This window comes from Pseudonocardia sp. KRD291, assembly GCF_019263595.1.
Classification (GTDB): domain Bacteria; phylum Actinomycetota; class Actinomycetes; order Mycobacteriales; family Pseudonocardiaceae; genus Pseudonocardia.
In genome coordinates, this window is sequence record NZ_JADQDD010000146.1 from 1 (window position 1) to 15,528 (window position 15,528).

13 protein-coding genes are annotated in these 15,528 nt (G+C 72.9%); 3 read left to right on the plus strand and 10 right to left on the minus strand.

Annotated elements, in window-relative coordinates; translation table 11 throughout:
* A partial coding sequence (locus I4I78_RS19565; RefSeq protein ID WP_218612847.1) for a hypothetical protein occupies positions 1-355 on the plus strand: 355 nt, incomplete at its 5' end.
* A gap of 22 nt (positions 356-377) precedes the next feature.
* Here the strand turns inward: I4I78_RS19565 and I4I78_RS19570 are convergent.
* Positions 378-1,259: a metal-dependent hydrolase gene (locus I4I78_RS19570; protein WP_218612848.1), complete on the minus strand. Its 882-nt coding sequence runs from the start codon at positions 1,257-1,259 to the stop codon at positions 378-380.
* A 167-nt stretch (positions 1,260-1,426) separates the two neighbouring features.
* Between I4I78_RS19570 and I4I78_RS19575 the strand changes: the two genes are divergently transcribed.
* Positions 1,427-2,095 (plus strand): TetR/AcrR family transcriptional regulator, encoded by a 669-nt coding sequence (locus I4I78_RS19575; RefSeq protein ID WP_308252227.1) that lies wholly within the window; start codon positions 1,427-1,429, stop codon positions 2,093-2,095.
* Here the strand turns inward: I4I78_RS19575 and I4I78_RS19580 are convergent.
* The 6 genes from I4I78_RS19580 to I4I78_RS19600 form a co-directional block, all read right to left on the minus strand.
* A complete protein-coding gene (locus I4I78_RS19580; protein WP_308252228.1) occupies positions 2,092-2,913 on the minus strand; it encodes an alpha/beta fold hydrolase in 822 nt (273 codons plus the stop codon). The genes I4I78_RS19575 and I4I78_RS19580 overlap by 4 nt on opposite strands.
* Positions 2,910-4,331 carry a wax ester/triacylglycerol synthase domain-containing protein gene (locus I4I78_RS19585; RefSeq protein WP_218612850.1) on the minus strand — a complete coding sequence of 474 codons (1,422 nt, stop codon included), beginning with the start codon at positions 4,329-4,331 and terminating at the stop codon, positions 2,910-2,912. The genes I4I78_RS19580 and I4I78_RS19585 overlap by 4 nt, the downstream gene beginning before the upstream one ends.
* Entirely contained in the window at positions 4,331-5,773 is a 1,443-nt protein-coding gene (locus I4I78_RS33885) for an HAD-IB family hydrolase (RefSeq protein ID WP_308252229.1), read from the minus strand. The genes I4I78_RS19585 and I4I78_RS33885 overlap by 1 nt, the downstream gene beginning before the upstream one ends.
* The gene (locus I4I78_RS32935) at positions 5,760-8,219 is read right to left on the minus strand and encodes a glycerol-3-phosphate 1-O-acyltransferase (RefSeq protein WP_226380028.1); all 2,460 of its coding nucleotides are present in this window, start codon (positions 8,217-8,219) and stop codon (positions 5,760-5,762) included. Before I4I78_RS32935 ends, I4I78_RS33885 begins: the two co-directional genes overlap by 14 nt.
* A gap of 162 nt (positions 8,220-8,381) precedes the next feature.
* A complete protein-coding gene (locus tag I4I78_RS19595) occupies positions 8,382-8,903 on the minus strand; it encodes a CvpA family protein (RefSeq protein ID WP_218612852.1) in 522 nt (173 codons plus the stop codon).
* 268 nt (positions 8,904-9,171) lie between these two features.
* Positions 9,172-10,569, minus strand: a complete 1,398-nt coding sequence (locus I4I78_RS19600; protein WP_218612853.1) for an HNH endonuclease signature motif containing protein — start codon at positions 10,567-10,569, stop codon at positions 9,172-9,174.
* Between the two features lie 359 nt (positions 10,570-10,928).
* On the opposite strand from I4I78_RS19600, the gene I4I78_RS19605 reads away from it, so the two are divergent.
* On the plus strand, positions 10,929-11,516 hold the full coding sequence (locus I4I78_RS19605) for a DJ-1/PfpI family protein (RefSeq protein WP_218612854.1): 588 nt from the start codon (positions 10,929-10,931) through the stop codon (positions 11,514-11,516).
* Positions 11,517-11,530: 14 nt separating this feature from the next.
* Here the strand turns inward: I4I78_RS19605 and I4I78_RS19610 are convergent, their stop codons facing one another.
* The 3 genes from I4I78_RS19610 to I4I78_RS19620 form a co-directional block, all read right to left on the minus strand.
* Positions 11,531-12,895 carry a hypothetical protein gene (locus I4I78_RS19610; RefSeq protein WP_218612855.1) on the minus strand — a complete coding sequence of 455 codons (1,365 nt, stop codon included), beginning with the start codon at positions 12,893-12,895 and terminating at the stop codon, positions 11,531-11,533.
* Between the two features lie 84 nt (positions 12,896-12,979).
* Positions 12,980-13,849 (minus strand): class I SAM-dependent methyltransferase, encoded by an 870-nt coding sequence (locus I4I78_RS19615; protein WP_218612856.1) that lies wholly within the window; start codon positions 13,847-13,849, stop codon positions 12,980-12,982.
* Positions 13,850-14,038: 189 nt separating this feature from the next.
* The coding region (locus tag I4I78_RS19620; RefSeq protein ID WP_226380029.1) for a catalase at positions 14,039-15,528 on the minus strand (1,490 nt) is incomplete at its 5' end.

Here is a 15,528-nt window from a genome sequence, read left to right on the forward strand (position 1 = left end):
CCCGGACACCTCCACGTCCACATCGGTCCCGCCTGCCGCAGCCCGGTCGATCACCCTCGGCGGCCGCACGACCGAGGTCGCCGCCGTACCCCGGGACGCCGCAGGTCTCCCCGCCCGCCCCGGCATCTGGAACGGCCGGGACCGGCAGGTCCTCCGGCTCGCCGCGCCGACCACCGCCGCACCCGGCTCGACGGTCACCCTGACCCTCGCCGACGGCACCACGACGCGGTGGACCGTCCGCACCTCCACCGTCGCCCCGACGGCACGGGCGGCGGCGACCGACGGCCCGCTGGTCGTACTCGCCCCGGCCGGCCCCGGACGCTGGACCGTCCTGATCGGCCGCCCGGCGTCGTGACGCCCGGCGGCGAGGTGGCTCCTCAGCCGCGCGAGGGGCGGCGCAGTTGCTCGGTGAGCGAGCCGTCCTCCCCGAACAGGATCTCCCGCCACTGCTTCTCCAGCGCGCGGGTGTCGTGGCGGTTCGGGTGGAAGCGCGGGTGGTTGAACACCGGCATCCGGGTCAGCACCCTGCGCATGAACTGCCCGGGTCCGAACATCAGCCGCCATCCCTCGCGCAGATCCGACGGGCGGCGCCAGATCCCCTGCTGGACCAGCAGGTACCCCCAGCCGAACAGGGCCGCGACCCCGACGGTGGACAGCACCAGCGGCACCGACCGGTCCCGCTCCTTCTGATCGGTCCCGATCACCTCGTACACCTCGTAGGTGACCGACTTGTGCTCGAGTTCCTCGAGGGCGTGCCAGAGCCACAGCTCGGCGATGTCGCCGTGCACGCGTCGGCCGAACTCGTCGGAGCCCAGGATGTCCTCGGCCAGCACGGCGGTGAAGTGCTCCATCAGCGCGGTGCAGGCCAGCTGCTGACGCGGCGACGTCCGCTGCAGGATCTTCAGTGCGGTGGCGACGGCCTTCTCCGGCACGCCGACCGGGAACCCGCGGGCGCGGAAGGCGGAGTTGAGACGGTCGTGCTCGCGGCTGTGGATCACCTCCTGGGCGGTGAAGCCGGAGACCCGGGCGCGCAGCTCCTCGTCGGTGACCCGGTCGCGGAAGGCGACGACCGAGCGCACGAAGAAGTCCTCCCCCGGCGGGAAGATCGCCGAGAGCATGGCCAGGAACAGCGTCGCGGTCGCGTTGTCGGCGTAGGCCCAGGGCGCGAGCTCGTCCGGGAGCCGGAAGTCCAGCTGACGCGGCGGGATGCCGACGTCGGCGCCCTGCAGGCGGCGGGGACGGGGAGCGGTGTCGGTCACGGGCGGGTCTCCTCGGTCGTCGTCGAGAACACGCCGGTGGGACGGGCATCGGCACCGACGCGGGGTCGTGCCGGAACACCATGTATCCCGTACAGCGTGTACCCCTTACCGACGGATCATGGACCGCCCCCGGCGTCGATGTCAACGCCGACCGGGATGATGGACGGGTGAACGGGACCGGATCGAGTACCGCCTCGGCCGACGGACGTGCCCGGCGCTGGGCCGGGCAGCGGGCCGGGCGGCGCGCGGAGGTGGTCGACGCCGCGATGACGGCGATCGCCGAACACGGCGCGGAGGCCACCACCGAGCAGATCGCGGCCGCGGCCGGCGTCCCCCGCCCCGCCCTCTACCGCCACTTCGACGGCCTGGACGACCTGCAGGGCGCGATCGCCGAGCGCGCGCTCACGCTGTACGTGGAGGCACTGGCGCCGGTGTGGACGCCGCGCGGCACGCCGCGGGAGATGCTCACCGCCGCTGTCGCCGCGCACGTGCAGTGGCTGGCCGGGCACACCGACCTCTACCGCTACATCCTGCGGGCGTCCCGGGTGACCGACGCGGTCACCGACGTCCGCCAGCGCATCGCCGACCGCGTGGTCGGCCTGCTCGGCGAGGAGATCCCCGGTGGCGGGCTACCGGCCGCCGTCGCCGAGCCGCTGGCCGCGGGCGCGGTCGGGCTGGTCGACGCCGCGACCGGGCGCTGGCTGGAGTCGGCCGACCCGCTCCCGCTCGACGAGCTGGCCCAGGAGCTCGCCCGCTGGGTGTGGGCGACGCTCGACTCGGCGTTCCGCTCCCGGGCGATCGTGATCGACCCGGACGCGCCGCTGGTCGGGTCCTAGCCCGAGCGCGGCGCGTGCGCCGAGACGTAGCGGGTGTGCTGCAGGATCGTCCACGCGACGAGCTCGGGGTTGTCCACCATCGGCACGTGCCCGACGCCCGGCAGCACGACGAAGTCCGCGTCCGGGACCGCGTCGAGCATCGGACGGCCGTAGCTGCGGAACGGGATCGTCCGGTCCGACCCGGCCCACGCGATCCGGACCGGGCAGGGAACGGCCTGGAACGTCCGGATCGGCCCGTCGATCGTCGCCCGCGACAGCAGCGGGCCGAGGACGGTGCAGCCGGCCATGTCGTCGAAGAGGATCTCGACCTCGTCGCCGGAGTAGCGGTCGGCGTGCTCGGCGATCGAGCGCATCAGGACCCGGCGCAGGCACGGGACGGTCGCGGCCAGGCGCTGCATCGGCCCCCATCCGGCGACCACCGAACCGATCCGGAACAGCGACAGCAGCCGGTACATGTCCAGCGGGACCGCCCACGCCCCGGCCGGGGACAGCGCGACGACCGACGACGCACGACCGCGCCGCGCCAGCTCCAGGGCCACCCAGCCACCCAGCGAGTTGCCGGCCACGTGCGGGGCGTCGAGGCCCAGCTCGTCCAGCGTCACGCACAGCTCGTCGACGATCGCGTCGATCGTCACCGGCTCGCCATCGGGCATCGGGCGCCCGCCGAGATGTCCGGGCATCGTGATCGCGTAGACGTCGTGGTGGCGTTCGAGCATCGGCAGGATCGGGCGCCACGCACGCCAGGACGACGTCATGCCGTGCAGCAGGACGAGCGGCTCACCCCGCCCGCCCCGGTGGTAGGCAGGCGGCGGGGTCACCGCGGCAGCACCGGGTCCGCCGATCCCGGGTTCAGCGCCAGCACCTCGGAGAACCCGCGGACCAGGCAGTCGGTGAACAGCGCCCGGTCGGTGATCGCGGTCGCGTCCAGGTTCGCCCCGACGCAGCAGACGTCGCCGTGCGTGACGAGCGTGATCATCGCCGCGCAGCCGGGCAGCGGCGCGAACGGGTAGACCCGCTCGATCCGGGCCCCGCACAGGTAGGCGTCGAACGGGAGGCCGGGCACGTTGCTGGCCTGCAGGTCGTTGCCCATCGTCGTGGCGCCGCCGACCATCGTGAGCAGCGGCCCGGGCAGCCGCGCCAGCAGCGGAGCCACCACGTCGGTGCTCTCCAGCGCCGGTTCGGCGCGGGCGGCCTTCATCAGCGCCGAGATCGCGGCGATCCGCTCGGCCGGGTCGACGATCCCCATCGGCCCGCCGATCCGGGCCGGCGCGAAGCGGTTCCCGCCGTCGCCGTCGCCGGAGCGGCGGACCGAGACCGGCACCGACACCCGCAGCGTCGCCTCCGGAGCGACCGGGTGCCCGGACTCGAGGTGGTAGAGGCGGAACGCGCCGAGCAGCGCGGCGAGGTAGGTGTCGTTGAACGACCCGCCGACCGACTTCCCGGCCGCGCGCAGGTCCGCGAACTTCACGTCCAGCGCGGCGAACCGCCAGGACATCCCGCGCGGGCGCAGCAGCTCCGACGAACCGCCGGGCGCCGGCGAGAGCACCCGCACCGCCGAGTCGAGGTAGCGCACGGACTCGGCGACGGCGCTGACCGGCCTGCTCAGCGCGCCCAGCACGTCGCGGGTGGCGCGGGCGGCCGCCGGGACGATCCCCATCTCGCGGCGGACGAGACGGTCCACCTCCCCGACGTGGTCGACCCGCTGCGGCTGCGGCGCGTCGGGCTGCGGCTTGTCCGGGTCGTGCTCGCGGCGGCGCGAGTGCAGCTGGCTCAGCAGCTGGATCGCGCCGAGGCCGTCGGTGAGCACGTGGTGCATCTTGAGCAGGTACGCCGACCGGCCTCCGGACAGTCCCTCGACGAGCGTCGCCTCCCACGGTGGGCGCTCCCGGTCGAACGGGGTCATCATCACCCGCTCGGCGACCGCGGCGAGCTCGTCCCAGCCGCCGTCACCGGCGAGGCGCACCCGGCGCAGGTGGTAGTGCAGGTCGAACGCGCCGTCCTGGATCCAGTAGGGCGTGCCCAGCCCGCCGAGCGCGTCGCGCACCCGCTCCCGGAACCGCGGCACCATCCGCGACGCCCAGTCGTGCGCGTCGACCATCCGGTCCCAGTCGGGCGTGACGTCGAGGATCTCCAGCGCCATCACCGGCGCCCGCAGCCGCGGGTCGGACTCCGCACGCCACATCATGACCTCGAACGGCGACATCTCCCGGGCCGTGCCCCAGGCCAGAGACGACATCAGCGCTCCACCGGCCAGTGCACCAGCGTCTCGACGAACCGGTCGCGGACGTCCTCGGTGTGCTGCGCGACGGACTCGCGCCTCCAGCCCGCGGTGTCGATCGGCTCCAGCACCGCGACCTCGACGGTGCCCGGGCGCAGCGTCTGCGCACCCCGCCACATGATCTCCCCGGCGTTGCGGATCACGATCGGGACCACCGGGACACCGGCCTGCATGGCGATGTGGAACGCGCCCTTCTTGAACGGGCCGAGCTTCGGCGTCGGAGAGCGCGTGCCCTCCGGGGCCATCGCCAGCGAGATCCCGTCCTCGCGCAGCGTGCGCACGGCGGGCTCGAGAGCCTCCCTGGCCTTGGTGGTGTCGGCGCGGTCGATGAACGCGACGTCCGCGGCCTGGAACAGCTGGCCCCACAGCGGGATCGCCGCCGCCTCCTTCTTCGCGACGCCGGTGAAGCCGCCGCGCAGGAGCTTCATCAGGATCGGCACGTCGAACTTGGACTGGTGGTTGAACAGGAAGACACACGGTCGCGCCGAGACCAGGTGCTCGGCCCCGGTCACCTCGACGTCGATCCCGGCCATCCCGAACCCGACGTCGGCCCCGACGCTGCAGGCCATGTCGATGAACTTGCGGCGCGACCCGTGCAGCAGGCCCGCCCCCATCGCGGCGCCGAACCCGCCGATCATCCCGCCGTAGAACACGGCGGTGCGGGCCACGTCGGAGACGTCCGGGAGCAGCCCGCCGCGCGGCGCGCAGTCCAGGACCGGCCAGCCCTTCTCGGTGGCGATGGTGCGCAACAGGTCGGTGGGCGAGACCGCGACCGGGTGTCCGACGGCGGAGAGGAAGTCGACGTCCTCGGTGCCGTTGGCGTAGGCGAAGCAGCCCTCGAGGTCGGCACCGCGCTCGGCGGCGTCGGCGACCACGGCGGCGGCCTTGCCCGGGCCCCACAGCGGCGTGCCCTCCGGACGGCCGGTGAGCACGCCGTCACGCACCTCCAGCTCGGTGCACAGGACCTTGTCCGCGCCCAGCTCGTCGGCCATCGGCTGCACCTGGAACCGGGTCGCCGAGGACGCCATGACGACGGTGTGCCCGCACTCCTTGTGCGTGGCGACGAGCTCCCACGCCTCCTGGTGCAGCTGCCCGGCGATCTCGGAGACGAACAGCTCCCGGCCCAGGTCGAACAGCTCGGCCTCGGTGCGCCCCTGCCAGGTGGCCAGGGTGAGCGCGAGGAACTCGCGGAAGTCGTCGTTGGTGCGGATGCCGCGCAGGCCGGACGCGATCGTACGCAGCAGCTCGACGGCGCCGACGTCGAACTCGCGCAGGCGCCTGCGGTAGAACGCCCCGGCCGAGTAGCCGTCGATGATCGTGCCGTCGTAGTCGAAGTAGGCCACCGTGTCCGGGCCCGGCGGGACCGCGCGGATCGCGCGGAGGCGCTCAGCTTGCGACACCGGTGTCTCCTGCCGGGTCCGGGCCGGCGCGCCCGGGGGCCGCGACGTCGGCGCCCCCGGTCGGGTCGGCGCCGATGCTCGGCGCGCTGTCGCTGCTCTCGGCGCGGCCACCCAGGACCACCTCCAGTCGCGCCCGCTCCAGGCGCCCGATGCGTGTCAGGTCGTCGATCAGCCCGGCCAGCTCGTCGCGCCAGGCGCGGCGCCGCTCCTGCACGGGTGCCCAGCCCATTCTCGTTCCGCGTTCGCTGCTCTCGTCCCCGTCACCCCCGGACGGCTCGACCAGGTCACGGTTGTCGGCCAGGCGCAGGGCCGTGGCGTAGAGCTCGCGCGACACGGAGTCCGCACGGTCGAGGCGGTGCTGCAGCAGCATCTGCCGGCCGACGCCCAGGCAGATCTCCAGGAACTCGTCCCGGTCGGCGGGCGGGTCGGTCTCCAGGGCGAGGAGCTGCTCGGCCACCACCAGCTGCGCGTCCAGGAACGAGCGCAGCACGCCGGGTGCGACGAGCAGCGGGGCCTGCCGCAGCGCCGCACGGGCATCCGCCGGCCGCGCCCGGCTCTGGCGCCACTGCGGGTCCAGCACGGACAGCTCGCCGCGGATCTCGGCGGCGAACTCGCGCTTGTCGGAGAAGAAGAACTCGAACTTGAGCAGGTCGCGCAGGCGCGTGAGCTCCCGCCAACCGAGCTCGAGCAGGTCCTCGCCGTCGGAGGCGTCGCCTGCGCGCAGCAGCGCCACCTCGGTCAGCGCCCGGTTGAGCAGGTGGTGCAGCGCGCCGTTGCGGTAGAACGCGGCCACGTGGTGGCGTCCCCGGCTGATCGAGAACACCGGCTCGGTGCCGCCCTCGTAGATCGTGACGACCTCGGCCTCGGCGAGCCGGTCCAGCGTCATCCGCATGCCGTGCCGGGTCCGCAGCTCGGCGACCGGCACCGGCACGCCGCGGGCCTCCAGGTAGTCGGCCAGCGGCGCGACGACGTCGCGGAGCTGCTGCAGCGTCAGCGCCCGGTCGCGCGCGGTGAGCAGCGCGAACGTGACCAGCGACGTCGCCGTCGCCGGGCTGACCCGGTTGATCCCGGCACACACCCGGAACGCGACCTTCTCCAGCTGCGCCGACCCTTGCTCGGACTCGGCGAGGGACTCGCGCAGCGAGAACGGCTCGCCGAAACGCACCTGGGCGGTGCCGATGTGGCGGCGCTGGTCGCGGAAGTAGCCGGCCAGCCACCCCAGCCCCTCGGCCTTCTTCGACCCGCCGCGCTGCTCGGCGGCCATCGCGCCGACCTCGTGCAGCTGGTCGTAGACGATCGAGACCGGCACCAGGACGGCGTCGAGCTCGGGCCGGTCCTCCAGCGCGGCGGCGAGGTAGCGCAGCAGCCCGTAGCGCGGCCTGCGCAGCTTGCCGGTGCGGCTGCGGCCGCCCTCGATGTACCACTCGAGGTTGAACCGCTTGGCCATCAGATGACCCAGATACTCCTGGATCGCGGCCTTGTAGATCGTGTCGCCGCCGAACGTGCGGCGGATGAACACGATCCCGGCCCGCCGGCCCAGTGCGCCCATCGGCCAGAACGACAGGTTGTTGCCGCCGAGCACGTGGTTGCGCGGGAAGTCGCGGTCGTGCAGCACCTCGGCGAACAGCAGCGGGTCGGAGTAGGAACGGTGCGAGGGCAGGAACACGAGCGCGTGCTCCTTGTTCAGCTCGCGCAGCCGCTCCAGCCCGGCCTCGTCGACCTTCACGTCCCACGCCTTGGTGTGCAGCGGCCCCATCAGCGTGCGGAACGTGTCGATCGCCGGCGGGCTCTGCACGGCGGCCATCTCGTGCAGGCAGGACTCCAGGTCCCGAGCCACCTCGGAGCTCGGCTTGCCCACCTCGACGCCGAGACGTTCGGCCAGCGCACGGAAACGGGCGGACGCGGTGATCTGCTCGACCATCCGGCGCGGCACCTTGTACCGGTCGCCGAGCAGCCGCCGCTCCGCGCGGTCACACGCCAGCGTCGCCTGACGGACGACGAACCGGGCGAACGCGCCGGAACGCCCATCGTCCTCGGAGGGCCGTCCGCCCTCCTGCGCCGCGAACCGCGAGACGAGGTCACCGACGGTCGCGGGCTCGCCGGCCACGATCCGCGCCGACTCCGGGACGCGCCGGGCCATCTGCCCGTGCAGGCGCCACGGTGCCCGGCGCATCGCCAGCGTGGACACCAGCTCGGTGACCCGGTTGACCGCGCCGGGCTCGCCCTCCGGCGGGATCCAGGCGATCCGGACCGGGACCACGAGGGTGGCGTCGCTGCCCAGCCGGGACTCGAGCCCGGACGGCGCCGCCGGCCCGTCGCCGTAGGCGACGACCGGTGCACCCGGATGGTGCTCGGACGCCCACTTCTCCAGCAACGACCGCTCGGTGGCCGAGCGTGCGTGGGTGAGCACGACCGCCTCCGCGGCGTCCCTGCCGTCTGCCGTCATCCCGCCCCCGATCCCCTCACGACGCCGTGACGACCTCGCGGTGGGCACTTTCGCACACACTAGGCGAGGTGTGTCGAGCAAGAACGACATCGGTCGTATCCGCCTGTGTAGCGGCCGCCGCAGGCCGCAGTCGGCGGCTCGCGGGCCCGATCGACCGGGTGGTCACCGGGTCGGCGGGGCCACCTCGCCGACCAGCACGCGCACGGTCTCGGTGGTGTCCGGCAGCACCTGCTCGACCGAGTCGACGATCACGCTCCGTCCGCCGAGTGAGTCTCCGATCGACGTGACCGGAGCCAGCGGCCCGGGCCCTACGACGGCCGGGACGAGCCAGGACACCAGCCAGATCAGCAGCAGCGCCGACGCCGCGCCGGTCAGCGCCCCGACCAGCCGGTCGAGGAACGACAACCGCGCCTTGAGCAGCACCCGAGACACGAGTGAGCCCAGGAACCCGCCGACCAGGATGCCGAGCAGCAGCCCGATCACCGCCCCGATCAGCACCAGCACGTAGACCGATCCCACGGTCGATCCGTACTGGGACAGGTTCCCGCTGAACGCGGCCCCGATCCCGGCCCCGACCAGCAGCCCCAGCAGCCGTCCTCCGCGGGCTGCGCCTCCCAGCGTGCGGAAGCCTCCGATCGCGGCGGCGATGACGATCACCACGACGAGTATGTCCAGCCAGGTCATGGATCCCCCGTTTCTCTCCGTTGCGACCCCCGACGATCCGGGCCACCCCTCCAGACTGGCCCGAGCCCCCTGAGCGGGAGCTGAGATCCTGCCCGATGCCGTCGGCGACGGTGCTGCGGAACTCGCCGCGCGACCCCGCGGCAAAGCGCGACGGCTCAGGACCCGCCGGCGCCGTCGGATACCCACACCTCGGGGACCGTAGCAACGCGCAGGCAGATGGCTTACCGGATCACCGCAATGACTCACGTCGACGCGCAGTGGCGTGGGATCAGGTGGCCGGCGAGCTGAAGAGGCCGTCGAAGTTCGCGACGCGGACACCCGAGGTGGCGTCGCATCTCGCTGCCTCGACGGGTGCCGAGTCGTGTCGCGGCTCCGGGATGTCGATCACCGATCCGGGCTGCCTGCGTGGTGTCCGGGTGGGGTCGATCCAGGCCGGGGGTAGGAACTCGGGGAGTCCGTCGCGGATGCGGACGGTCCATCCGGGGTGGTGGATCAGGCGGTGGTGCTGTCGACACAGCATCACCAGGTTGTCGATCTTGGTGTGGCCGAGGTCTTCCCACGGAATGATGTGGTGGACCTCGCACCACGACGGCGGCCGGTCGCATCCGGGGTGGGCGCACCCGCGGTCGCGGGCGATCACGGCGCGGCGGAGTCCGTCGGGGATCGAGCGGGTGACGCGTCCGACGTCGAGGGGTTGTCCTTCGCCGTTGAGGACGATCGGGAGGACGGCGGCGTCGCAGGCCAGCATCCGCAGGGTCTCGGGTGAGGTTTGGCCGCCGAAGTCGAGCATCCCGTTGCGGGCGCGGGCTTCGAGGTCCTCGAGCCGGATGATCACCGAGATCTGCGGTCGCCGCCCGCCGCTGGCGGGTACGAGCGCGGTGGGCCCGTGGGACAGGGCGAATCCACACACCTCGGCCAAGGCCTCGGCCTGCCGGTGGGCGGGTTCGCGGGTCTCGTCCGACGAGGTCGGCTTGGACTTCGCGTCGATGACCGTGGCGATCGTGTCGAACATGGCGGCGTCGTCGAACCGTCCGGTGATCTTCCCGCCAGGGCCATTGCGGTGGCGCACCAGGCGCAGCTCGTTGACCTCCGGTTCGGGGTGCTCGTCGTCGGGGGCGGGGCCGTCCTGGTCGAGCTTCTCGATCAGCTCGGTTCCCCACGTCTGTAGCTCGGTGGGCGTGTAGTCGCTGCTCTTGGCGGCGAGTTCGGCTTCAGCGGCCGCCCACACCTGCGGCGTGAGCCGGTCGGCGGCGCGGGACCCGAGGACCTTCGCCACGACCTCGACGTGGCGCAGGCTGGTGCGCCCGGCGTCGAACACCTCGCTGGTGGCGGGTAGCCGCGGCGGCAGCACGGTGCCGTCCAGGGCGGTCTTCCCGACCACGTTCTCCGCGGCAGTGGTGTGGCGGCGGGCCTCGTGTCGTTCCCAGCCGAGGAGGTCGGCCAGGGCGGCGGTGCTGGTCTTGTAGCCGCGCGAGGTGAACACGTCGCGGCGTTCGGCAGCGGCCAGGACGCCGACCGAGAGGTGATCGAGCCGGCGTCGCGCGGCCTCGCAGGCGATGAGCACCGAGATCTGTCCGGTGTCACTCGCCCCGACGACGGCCGCGCGCAGGTCTTCGACGGCCTCGATGAGGCGGTCGTGCGCGGCGGCGATCCGGGCGTCGGACATGGACCCATTCTAGTCGAACAAATGTTCGAACAACAGGTCTGTCGTCGCAGGTCAGCGACCACTCAGCGCACTCCTGGGTCAGCATCCGGAGCCCACCATGTTCCGCCCCACCTCAGCACGTCCCACCGGCGCGGGCGGTAGCGCCACTCGACAGGCGACGAGCGACAAGTGACAGGCGAGTGGGAGGCACCAGGCCCGTTCCACCCGTCCCTCCACCGAACCACCGACGCGACACCCGCCGGGCCGCAACGGCACCTCGTCCCGGGAACTCGGACCCGCGTCCGGACGACCCCATTGGAGAGACGGCGAACCGGAATCGGCTCCCCCGGGACGGCGCACCCCAGCGAGAGGGCAACGGCATGAACCACATCGGGATCGTCCTGTTCGACGACGTCGAGGAGCTCGACGCGATCGGTCCGTGGGAGGTGCTCGCCTTCTGGGCCAAGCACTGGCCGCAGGACGGCTACGAGATCTCCTGCCTGTCCCGCACGGGAGGGCCGGTGCGGTGTGCGAAGGGGCTGACCGTGCAGGCGCACCACTCGTTCGCCGACGCCCCCGAGCTGCAGGTCCTGCTGCACCCCGGCGGTGCCGGCACCCGGCCCCAGCTCGAGGACACCGACCACCTCGACTGGGTCCGACGGCAACGCGCGCAGGTGCCGCTGATGACCAGCGTGTGCACCGGCTCGCTGGTGTTCGCCGCCGCCGGGCTGCTCGCGGGCCGGTCCGCGACCACGCACTGGGGCTCGCTCGAGACCCTCGCCTCCCTCGACCCGTCGATCGAGGTGCGGCCCGCCGAACGGTTCGTCGACCACGGCGACGTGATCACCGCCGCCGGCGTCTCGGCCGGGATCGACATGGCGCTGTACCTGGTGGCCCGGCTGGCCGGGGCGGACCGGGCGCGGGAGGTCCGGCGCGGGATCCAGTACGACCCGCAGCCGCCGGTCTGAGGCCCGGTGACCGGTCAGTCGATCGGCATCCCGTCCCCGACCCACTCGTAGGCGACCATCTTGTCCGCCGAGAGGTCGGAGTCGACGATCCACGCGACCGCCTCGCCGGAGAGCGGGTAGCGCACGTCGTCGCGGGCGGCGGCCCAGAGCGAGGCGAACACGACGGCGTCGCCCTGGTGTTCGCGCAGCGCCCACACGACGTCGGGACACTCCTGGCGCACCACGGCCTCGACGACGGTGCGGCACCACCCCTCCTCGTACTCCGCCTCGGCCTCGGTATCGAGACCGAGGTCGTCGCGCTCGGCCAGCATGCCCAGCACCACCGGGTCGATCCCGTCGCCGGCGTCGAGGAGCGCGTCGACGTCGGGGGTCCAGTAGCCGGGGGCACCGCCGCCGAACATCCGGACGTCGAACTCGTGGCGCAGCACGTCGAGGCAGAGCAGGCGGCAGGCGACCCGGGCCCGGTCGACGTGGCTGTCGAACCCGGTCAGGCCGGCCCGGGCGAGCACCTGCCAGGCGTCGCGGGCCCAGGCCAGCGCCGACCCGTGCCGGGCGAGGACCGCCGTCGCGATGTCGACGACCGGCTCCCAGGAGCCCTCGACCGCGTCGGGCTCGTCCGGTGCGCCGGCCCGGAGCAGTGCCTCCAGAGTCGTCTCGTCGTCGAGGTCGTCGAGGTCGTCGAGGTCGTCGAGGTCGTCGAGGTCGTCGAGGTTGGCCGCCCCGGCCGCGCCCGGCCGGTCGGCGTGCTCACCGGAGGTGTGCTTGCCCGAGGTCTGCCTGCCCGAGGTGTGCCTGCCGGATGCCTCCAGCTCGATCCGGTCGAACTCGACGAGCCGGCGCCCGACCTCGGCGACGTCGCGGTCGTACTCGACCACCGTGGCCGACCGCACCAGCTCCAGCGCCCGGCACACCCGGTTCGCCGACTCCAGCAGCCGTACGAGGTCACCGCGGTCGGCGGGGACGACGAGGCGGTCCATCCCGGCGCCCACCGGATCCCCGGGGACCTCGTCGTAGTGCTGCGCGAGCCAGTCCCGCAGGTCCGCGTACACGGCCAGCGGCTCCTCGACGCCGACGGCGGCCCGCACCGCGTCGCACACCCCGATGGTGACCTCGACCCGCTCGTCGACCAGTCCCGCCGCCCGCCGCAGGTCCTCGGGGCTCAGCCATCCGGGGTCGGTCGAGAGCGGCCACCGTGGGTAGGGGTCGCTGATCGGCCAGCCGAACGCGCAGGTCAGGCAGCGCCGGTCGGGCTCGTCCGTCGGCTGGTCGACCGCGGCGCCGCCGGCCGTGAGACCGGGCGGCGGTGCGTACGGCCGGGCCGGGCCGATCGGGACGACGGACGCCGAGCCGCAGTGCGGGCAGGTCTCGTCTCCGGACACGGGGCCACCGTGCCACGCCCGGCCCCGTCGTGGTCGTCGGAGCGGCCGACACACCGGCCGGGATCCCGGCTGACGGGAGGGACCTCAGCCCGTCAGGTCCGCGCGCAGCAGCTCCACGCCGCCCATCACGTCCTGCACGCTCGCCGGCAGCGGGCGGCCGTACTCGCGCGCCAGGTCCCCGGAGAGCCGGCTGGTCACCGCCCACCCGTGCCCGGACAGCCACGCCTCGGGCGAGGACCCGCGCTCCTCCTCGAAGAACAGGGTGCGGACGTCGGCACCGATCACCTGCTGCGACATGGTCCGGAACTCGGGGCTCGAGGTGATCTTCTCGATACTGCCGCCGAAGTGCTCGACGGCGATCCGGCTCCCCGGCGCGGAGAGCTCCTGCACCCGCTCGAACAGCAGGCGCTCGGCCGCGGCGGGCAGGTACGGCAGCAGGCCCTCGGCCAGCCACACCGTGCGCCACGACGGGTCGAACCCGGCGGCGGTCAGGGCGGCGGGCCAGTCGTGGCGCAGGTCGACCGGGACGACGGAGCGGCCGGCGGCGGCGTCGGCGCCCTCCCGGTCGAGGACCGTGTCCTTGAACTCGAGCACGGCCGACTGGTCGATCTCGTAGACCGTCACCCCGCTCGGCCAGTCCAGCCGGAAGGCGCGGGTGTCCAGACCCGCGGCCAGGATGACGACCTGGTCGACGCCGGCCCGCGCGGCACCGCAGAGGCAGTCGTCGAAGAACCGGGACCGCACGCCCAGGTAGGTCGCCTGGGCCGCCCACGCCTCGTCGTTCCAGGGACGGTCGGGCATCTCGGTGCCGGTCGCGTCCACGAACGCCTGCGCGTACGGGTCGCGCACCAGGCCGTCGGCCCGCTCGGTCTCCACGGCCCGGCCGGCCGCCACCGCGAGCGCGGTCGCGCCCACGCTCGTCGTGATGTCCCACTGGTCGTCGTCGCGTCGCATGTCATCGATTACCCGCATGGTTAGGGCCGCTAACGACACGCGGTGTAGATCACTCGCTTGGTCGAGGCGATCCGGACAGCGGCGCACCGACCGGACCCCCGCGCGGAGCGGCGACGGCCACCCACCGGGCCGCCGTCGCCGCTGTCCGCGTCGCCGCACCACGGCCGTCGTCGACGGCCGCGGCGGCGGTCAGGCCTTGCTCTGCATGCTCTCCCGGGCCGGGTTGCCCTGCTCGGCGGCCTTCGGGTCCTTCTCGCTCTTCTTCGACTCGACGCCGGAGGCGATCCGGTCACCGATGTTCTTGTCGATGTTGCGCCAGTACTCGAACGCGCGCTGCAGGACCGGCTCGGTGACGCCGTTGAGCAGGTGCCCCACGACGTTGTCGACCAGCCGCTCACGGGCCTGCTCGTCCATCACCTCGCGCACGAGCGTGCCCGGCTGGCCCCAGTCGTCGTCCTCGGCGTGCGAGACGTAGGCCGCCCGGGTGATGTCGCCGTCGGTGTGCCAGCTCGGCGGGGTGCCGTGGTTCTGGGTGTCGGCGGCCGGGCCGCCCTTGGAGTTCGGCGCGTAGACGGGGTCCGTGACGTTCACGTACCGCATGGCCCCGTCCTTGGAGTAGCTGTGCACCGGGACCTTCGGCGCGTTCACCGGGAGCTGCTGGTAGTTCGTGCCGACCCGGTGCCGGTGCGAGTCGGCGTAGGAGAACAGCCGGGCCAGCAGCATCCGGTCCGGGCTCGGCCCGATGCCGGGCACCAGGTTGTTCGGCTGGAAGGCGGCCTGCTCGATCTCGGCGTGGTAGTCGGTCGGGTTGCGGTCCAGCGTCATCTTCCCGACCTCGATCAGCGGGTAGTCCGCGTGCGGCCACACCTTGGTCAGGTCGAACGGGTTGAACCGGTAGTTCGCGGCGTCCTCGTACGGCATGATCTGAACGTGGAGCGTCCAGGTCGGGTACTCGCCGTCGCGGATGTGCTCCCACAGGTCACGGGTGTGGTAGTCGGTGTCCGCCGCGGCCATCTGGTCGGCCTCGTGCTGGGTGAAGTACTCCTGGCCCTGGTCGGTCTTGAACGTGTACTTGACCCAGCTCCGCACGCCCTCGGCGTTGATCCACATGTAGGTGTGGGAGCTGTAGCCGTTCATGTGCCGCCAGGTGCGCGGGATCCCGCGGTCGCCCATCAGCCAGGCCACCTGGTGCGCGGACTCCGGCGAGAGGGTCCAGAAGTCCCACTGCATGTCGTGGTCACGCAGGTTGTTCGCCGCCAGGCGCTTCTGGGACCGGATGAAGTGCTGGAACTTCATCGGGTCCTTCACGAAGAAGACCGGGGTGTTGTTCCCGACCATGTCGTAGTTGCCCTCGGACGTGTAGAACTTCAGCGCGAACCCGCGCGGGTCGCGCCAGGTGTCCGGGCTGCCGCGCTCGCCGGCCACGGTGGAGAAGCGGGCCACCATCTCGGTCTTCGCGCCCGGCTGGAACAGCGCCGCCCGCGTGTACTTCGCGATCTCGGGGTTGGTCACCTCGAACCGGCCGAACGCTCCGCTGCCCTTGGCGTGCGGCTGACGCTCCGGGATCCGCTCCCGGTTGAACTGCGCCATCTGCTCGATCAGGTAGGCGTCCTGGAGCAGGATCGGGCCGTCCGGGCCGACGGTGAGCGAGTGCTCGTCGCTCTCGATCGGGGCTCCGG

Coding starts and splice junctions, on each gene's coding strand:
- I4I78_RS32935 (WP_226380028.1), bottom strand. CDS start 8,219: ATGACGGCAGACGGCAGGGACGCCGCGGAGGCGGTCGTGCTCACCCAC.
- I4I78_RS19615 (WP_218612856.1), bottom strand. CDS start 13,849: ATGCGACGCGACGACGACCAGTGGGACATCACGACGAGCGTGGGCGCG.
- I4I78_RS19600 (WP_218612853.1), bottom strand. CDS start 10,569: ATGTCCGACGCCCGGATCGCCGCCGCGCACGACCGCCTCATCGAGGCC.
- I4I78_RS19595 (WP_218612852.1), bottom strand. CDS start 8,903: ATGACCTGGCTGGACATACTCGTCGTGGTGATCGTCATCGCCGCCGCG.
- I4I78_RS19585 (WP_218612850.1), bottom strand. CDS start 4,331: ATGTCGTCTCTGGCCTGGGGCACGGCCCGGGAGATGTCGCCGTTCGAG.
- I4I78_RS19605 (WP_218612854.1), top strand. CDS start 10,929: ATGAACCACATCGGGATCGTCCTGTTCGACGACGTCGAGGAGCTCGAC.